General features: G+C 75.9%; 5 protein-coding genes and 1 pseudogene. 1 reads left to right on the top strand and 5 read right to left on the bottom strand.

Annotated elements, in window-relative coordinates; translation table 11 throughout:
- A pseudogene (locus DVA66_RS16280) lies at positions 1–472 on the top strand (FAD-binding oxidoreductase); the annotation flags it as partial.
- 15 nt (positions 473–487) lie between these two features.
- Here DVA66_RS16280 and DVA66_RS16285 read toward each other — a convergent pair.
- The 5 genes from DVA66_RS16285 to DVA66_RS16305 form a co-directional block, all read right to left on the bottom strand.
- The gene (locus tag DVA66_RS16285) at positions 488–1,381 is read right to left on the bottom strand and encodes a siderophore-interacting protein (RefSeq protein WP_114561019.1); all 894 of its coding nucleotides are present in this window, start codon (positions 1,379–1,381) and stop codon (positions 488–490) included.
- Between the two features lie 52 nt (positions 1,382–1,433).
- A complete protein-coding gene (locus DVA66_RS16290; protein WP_114561020.1) occupies positions 1,434–3,551 on the bottom strand; it encodes an iron ABC transporter permease in 2,118 nt (705 codons plus the stop codon).
- 4 nt (positions 3,552–3,555) lie between these two features.
- The gene (locus tag DVA66_RS16295; protein ID WP_114561021.1) at positions 3,556–4,548 is read right to left on the bottom strand and encodes an ABC transporter substrate-binding protein; all 993 of its coding nucleotides are present in this window, start codon (positions 4,546–4,548) and stop codon (positions 3,556–3,558) included.
- A gap of 55 nt (positions 4,549–4,603) precedes the next feature.
- Entirely contained in the window at positions 4,604–5,455 is an 852-nt protein-coding gene (locus DVA66_RS16300) for an ABC transporter ATP-binding protein (RefSeq protein WP_198671853.1), read from the bottom strand.
- Positions 5,456–5,525: 70 nt separating this feature from the next.
- On the bottom strand, positions 5,526–5,785 hold a 260-nt coding region (locus DVA66_RS16305; protein WP_114561023.1), incomplete at its 5' end, for a helicase HerA-like domain-containing protein.

A 5,785-nucleotide genomic window follows, 5' to 3' on the forward strand; every position in this document is an offset into this window, starting at 1 on the left:
CACCTGGGGGCCCACCGACGCGGCCGGGCTGGCCCGGATCCACCTCGACCCGCCCGCGGCCACCCCCGCGGTCGGCGCCGCGCGGTGGCTGGACGCCGCCACCCCCGACCTCGCCGCCGACCTGCTCGCCACGGCCGCCGAGCCCGGCAGCCCGGTGGTGATGCTGGAGCTGCGCCACGTCACCGGGGCCCCGGCCGGGCGCGACGGTGCGCTCGTCTCAGCCCCGGGCGACTTCGTCTTCCACGCCGTCGGCCCGCTCGGTCGCTCCACCCGCGAGCAGATCGGGTCGGCTCTCGCGCGGGCACGGTCGGTGTGGGCGGCCGCCGACACCGGGATCACCCCGGGCTCCTGGGTGGACGGCGCGGCCGCGGTGCCCGACGCGCTACCCCCGCAGGTCCGCGACCGGGCCGCCGCGGTCGCCGACCGGGTCGACCCGCAGCGCCGCATCCGCCGTTCCCGGCTGCTCGGGTGAGGACGGGCGGGGAGGTCAGCCGGCGCGGCCGGCCTTCCAGTAGCCCATGAAGGAGCAGGACGCCTTGTCGACGCCGCGCTCGCGGACCAGGTGGCGCCGGACGGCGGCGACCGTGCCGGCCTCGGCGGCGACCCACACGTAGCGGTCGCCGGCGGGTTCGACCTCGTCCCAGAGCAGCTCCTCGGCCTCGGCGGGGACGTCCTGCTCCCCCGGAGCGACGGCCGGATCCAGGCAGGTCGCCCACTCCCGGACGGCCGCCACCAGCCGCTCGCCGTGCGGGCGGTCGTCGCGGGCCAGCCAGGTCACCGACACCCCCGCCGGGGCCCGCAGCGGCAGGGCGTCGGCGGCGGTCGGCACCTCGAGGAGCACCCGGCCGGTGACGTCCTCGCCCAGCCGCTGGACGATCCCGCAGATCGCCGGCGCGGCGGTCTCGTCCCCGACCAGCAGGACGTCCGTCGCCGCACCCGGGTGCCAGGCCAGGCCCACCGACCCCGACCCGGGGACCGTGGCGTCCGGGGCCACCAGCAGCAGCCGCGACCCGAGCGGCGCCTGGACGGCGAAGGCGCTGGCCGGGCCCTCGGTGCCGTGGCAGGCGAAGTCGATGTCGACCTCGCTGGCCTCCGGGCGCACCGCGCGCATCGTGTAGGTGCGCATCGCCGGGCGCCGGTCGTCCTCCAGCCCCAGCCACCAGGCGTACCAGTCCTCGCCGGCCGACACCGCCGGGCCGATCTGCCCCTCCTCGGCGAAGACCAGCTTCACGCGCTGGTCGAGGCAGGTGTCGCCGCAGCTGTCCAGCTCCGGCCCGGTGAAGGTGAGGCGGACGAAGTGCGGGCTGAGCTGCTGCCGGGCGGCCAGCTCGACCTCGAACAGCCGGTAGGTGGCGGTGCGGGCCGGGGCGGACGTGGTCATGGGCGTTCCTCTCGTGCGGGCTCAGGGGTGCTGGCGGAGGTGGCGGGGGCGGTCATGTGGTGGCCCGCATCCGCCACAGCAGCCACAGGAAGTAGGGGCAGCCGATCAGCGCGGTCACCATCCCCGCCGGCAGCTGGGCCGGGGCGATGGCGGCCCGGCCGACGGCGTCGGCGAGCAGCACCAGCAGCCCGCCGAGCAGCGCCGAGAGCGGCAGCAGCGCGGCGTGGCGGCGTCCGACCAGCAGCCGGGCGGCGTGCGGGGCGACCAGGCCGACGAAGCTGATCACCCCGATGGACGCCGTCGCGGCGGCGGTCAGCACCACCGCGACCAGCAGCACCACCAGCCGCGAGCGTCCCATCGACACCCCGAGGACGCGCGGGGTCACCTCGTCCAGCTGCAGCAGGTCGAGGTCGCGGCGGCTGCCGGTGAGCACCACCGCGGCCAGCGCCAGGGCGGCCACCATCGGCAGCAGCTGGACGATGCTGACGCCGTAGGTCGACCCGCCCAGCCAGGTGATGGCCTTGGTCTGGTTCCAGGGGTCGGTGCGCACCAGCATCAGCGTGATGAACGCGGTGGTGGCGGCGCTGATGCCGATACCGACCAGCACCATCCGCGCCTGGTCGACGCCGTCGCGGGCGCTGAAGCCGAACACCAGCGCCCCGGCCAGCACCGCCCCGACCAGCGCGGCCCCGAGCACCACCGCGTAGGACGGGCTGGGCAGCAGCACGATCATCGCCACCGCGCCGGCACCCGCCCCGCCGGAGACGCCGAGGATGCCGGGGTCGGCCAGCGGGTTGCGGGTGACGCCCTGGACGACCGCGCCGGCGGTCGCCAGGCAGGCACCGCAGAGCACCGCGGCCAGCACCCGCGGCACCCGGGAGTCCAGGATGATCTCCACCCGGACCGAGGCGACCCCCTGCAGCCAGTTGAGGACGTCCCCGGTGAGCAGCAGCGCGTCGCCGACCAGCGAGGCCAGCACCAGCGCGGTCACCAGCAGCGCGGCCACGATGCCGAGCAGCCAGCCGGGGTGGCGCACCCCGAATCGGGTGCCGGCGCGCATCGTCACCAGGCTGTCGGCGTCCAGACCGGTGCGGATGGTCTGGGCCAGCGCCACGAGGAACACCGCGCCCAGCACCGAGGTGATCACCCCGGTCGGCACCGCCACCCCGTTCAGCGCGCCGAACACCGCCCGCAGCGCGACGTCGGCGGTGAGCACCAGCGCCACCCCGGCCAGGCCGCTCATCAGCACCAGCACCCGGTGCTTGCGCATCGGCCGCAGGAAGCGCACCAGCAGCCGCATCAGCGCGGGCGCGGCCAGCCCGACGAAACCGACCGGGCCGGCCATCGTCACCGCGACGGCCGAGAGCAGCACCGCCAGCACCACCAGCACCGCCTGCGCGGTGCGGACGTCCAGCCCGAGCGCGCGGGCGGCGTCGTCGCCCAGCTGCAGCAGGTCGAGCCAGCGCGCGAGCACCAGCACGGCGAGGACGCCGACCACCAGCACCGGCAGCAGCCGCAGCACCCCGGCCAGCCCGGACTGGTCGAGCGAGCCCGCTCCCCAGGCGAACAGGCCCTGGGTCTGCCAGGGGAAGAGCAGCAGCAGCACCTGAGTCAGCGCGGAGAAGCCGAGGGTGATGGCCAAGCCGGCCAGCACCAGGCGGATCGCGGAGGAGCCGGCCCCCGACGACAGCGCCAGCACCAGCAGCGCGGTGAGCAGGCCGCCGGCGAAGGCGACCGCCGCGCTGGAGAACAGCGGCAGGGTGATGCCGAGCGCGGCGACGAGGGTGAGGGCCAGGAACGCCCCGGCGTTGACCGCCATGGTGTCGGGTGAGGCCAGCGGGTTGCGGACCACCGACTGCAGCACGCAGCCGGCGACCCCGAGCGCGACGCCGACCGCCAGCCCAGCCACCCAGCGCGGCAGCCGGGAGGAGACCACCACCGCGGTCGACTGGTCGGTGCCCTGCCCGGTGAGCAGGGCCCACAGGTCGGCCGGGCCGACCGCGGCGGTGCCCTGGGAGAGGTGGATGCCGCTGACCACCACCACCCAGCCCAGCAGCGCGACCAGCACCACGGCGAAGCCGAGGCGGCCGCGCGCCCGGGTGCGCCCGGCCGGCGGGGCGCCGGCGGGGAGGGCCGGCGTCCCGGGACGGGTGGTGGTGGTCGTGCTCATCGGGTCAGCTCGTGACCTGGGTGGTGATGTCCTCGGCGAGCTGGACCATCGACGGCGTGCCGCCGTAGACCCAGATGCCGACGCCGGCCCGGTGGACCCGGTCGGCCTGCACGAAGGGCAGCCCCTGCCAGACCGCGTTGTCGGCGAGCACGGTGGTGACGGCGTCCTCGGTGCCGTCGTTGCCCCAGTAGAGGAACTCGGTGTCCTCGGGCAGCCGGGTCAGGCCCTCCACATCGGAGCTGGAGATGCCGTAGGCCTCGTCGCCGGGCTCGGTCCAGGCGTTCTCCAGGCCGAGCAGGGTGGCCAGGGTGCCGGGGGCCGAGCCGGGGCCGTGCATCCGGACGTCGACGGAGTTGGAGGCGGCCGAGGGGTAGGCGAAGACCACCGGCGTCCCGGCCTTGCCGGCCGCCTCGACCTCGCCGGCCAGCTCCTCGATCCGGGTGTCGAACGCGGCGTTGAGGGCCTCGGCCTCGGCCTCCTTGCCGAGCAGCTGCCCGACCAGGCTCTGGTTGTCCTCGAGCAGCTCGACCAGCCCGTCGGTGCGGGCGCCCTCGAGCAGCACGACCGGGGCGATCTGCTCCATCTGGGCCATCGCGTCCTCGGGGATGGAGGTGGTGTCGCCCAGGATGAGGTCGGGCTCCAGCGAGGCGACCGCCTCGATGCTCGGCTCGGTCCGCAGGCCGACGTCGGCGACACCGTCCGCCAGCGGCGCCGCGCTCGCCCAGGAGCCGTAGCCCTCGACGTCGGAGGCGCCGACCGGCTGCACCCCGAGCGCGGTGACGTACTCGGTCGAGGCCCACTCCAGGGTGACCACCTCGGTGGCCGGACCGTCGGGCAGCGTCACCTCCCGGCCACGGCCGTCGGTGACGGTGATCGGCTCACCGCCGGCCGCGGCCGCCTCCTCGGGCCCGTCGGTGGTGGCCGGGTCGGTGGTGCCGCAGGCCGCGAGCGCCAGGGTCGAGACCAGGGCAGCGAGCAGCGCGGGACGGATCTTCATGCAGGGTTCCTTCGTCGGTCGGTCCGGGGCCACGGCGGCCGCGGGAGGGAGGAGGTCAGGCGGTGGCGAGGGCCGGTTCGGCGTGCAGCCGAGAGCGCAGCGACGCGCGGCGCGGCCGCGGGCGGACGTCCAGGCAGCCCCGGACGGGGTCGGCGCTGACGGTGACCTCGATGCCGTAGACGTCGGTCAGCAGCTGCTCGGTGAGGACGTCGGCGGGCGCCCCGCAGGCGACCAGCTCACCCGCGGACAGCACCGCCACCACGTCGGCGACCTGGGCGGCGTGGTTGAGGTCGTGCAGCACCACCCCGACGGTGACGCCGTGGACGTCGGCGAGCTCGCGGAGCAGCTCCAGCAGCTCCACCTGGTAGCGCAGGTCGAGGTGGTTGGTGGGCTCGTCAAGCATCAGCACCGCGGTGTCCTGGGCCAGGCAGCTGGCCAGCCAGACCCGCTGCAGCTGCCCGCCGGAGAGAGAGTCGACGGTGTCCTCGGCCAGCGGGGCCACCCCGGTCAGCTCCATCGCGCGCTGCACCGCGGCCGGGCCGTCGGCGTCACGGTTGCGCCAGCGGCCGCGGTGCGGGTGGCGGCCGAGCTCGACGGCGTCGCGGACGGTGATGCCCTGCGGGGTGGGACGGCTCTGGGCCAGCACGGTGAGCCGGCGGGCCAGCTCGCGCGGGGCGAGCCTGGCGACGTCCTCGGAGTCCCCGATCAGCACCGCACCGCCGGAGAGCCGCTGCAGCCGGGCCATCCCGCGCAGCAGCGTCGACTTGCCGCTGCCGTTGGGACCGACCAGGGCGGTGACGCGCCCCGGCGCCAGCTCGCAGCTGACCTGCTTGACGACGTCCCCGCTGCCGTAGCCGATCGACACCGCGGCGGTGCGCAACCCGACGGCCTTCCCTGAGAGGTTCACCTAAGTAAGGTAAGCCGAACCTGCGCGACGGCGCCACCCCGTCACGGTGTGACGGACCTCTCTCCCGGGCTCAGCGACGACGCCGGGTGCCGAAGATCCCGCGCAGGATCTCCCGGCCGGCCGTGCGGGCCAGCTGGCGGACCAGGGTGTTCCTCGACAGCTGCTCCAGCACCGACGGCTCGGGACGCGTCCGCCGCGGCGCCGGGTCCCGGCGGGGCCCGTCCTCCTCGGCGCGCTCGGCACGCCCGGTGCGCCGCGGCGGCGGTGCGGCGGGGGCAGGGGTCTGCTCCTCGACGCGGCGGGCCAGCATCTCCCGGGCGGAGTCGCGGT

Origin of the sequence: Desertihabitans aurantiacus, assembly GCF_003344635.1 — a bacterium.
GTDB lineage: Bacteria > Actinomycetota > Actinomycetes > Propionibacteriales > Propionibacteriaceae > Desertihabitans > Desertihabitans aurantiacus.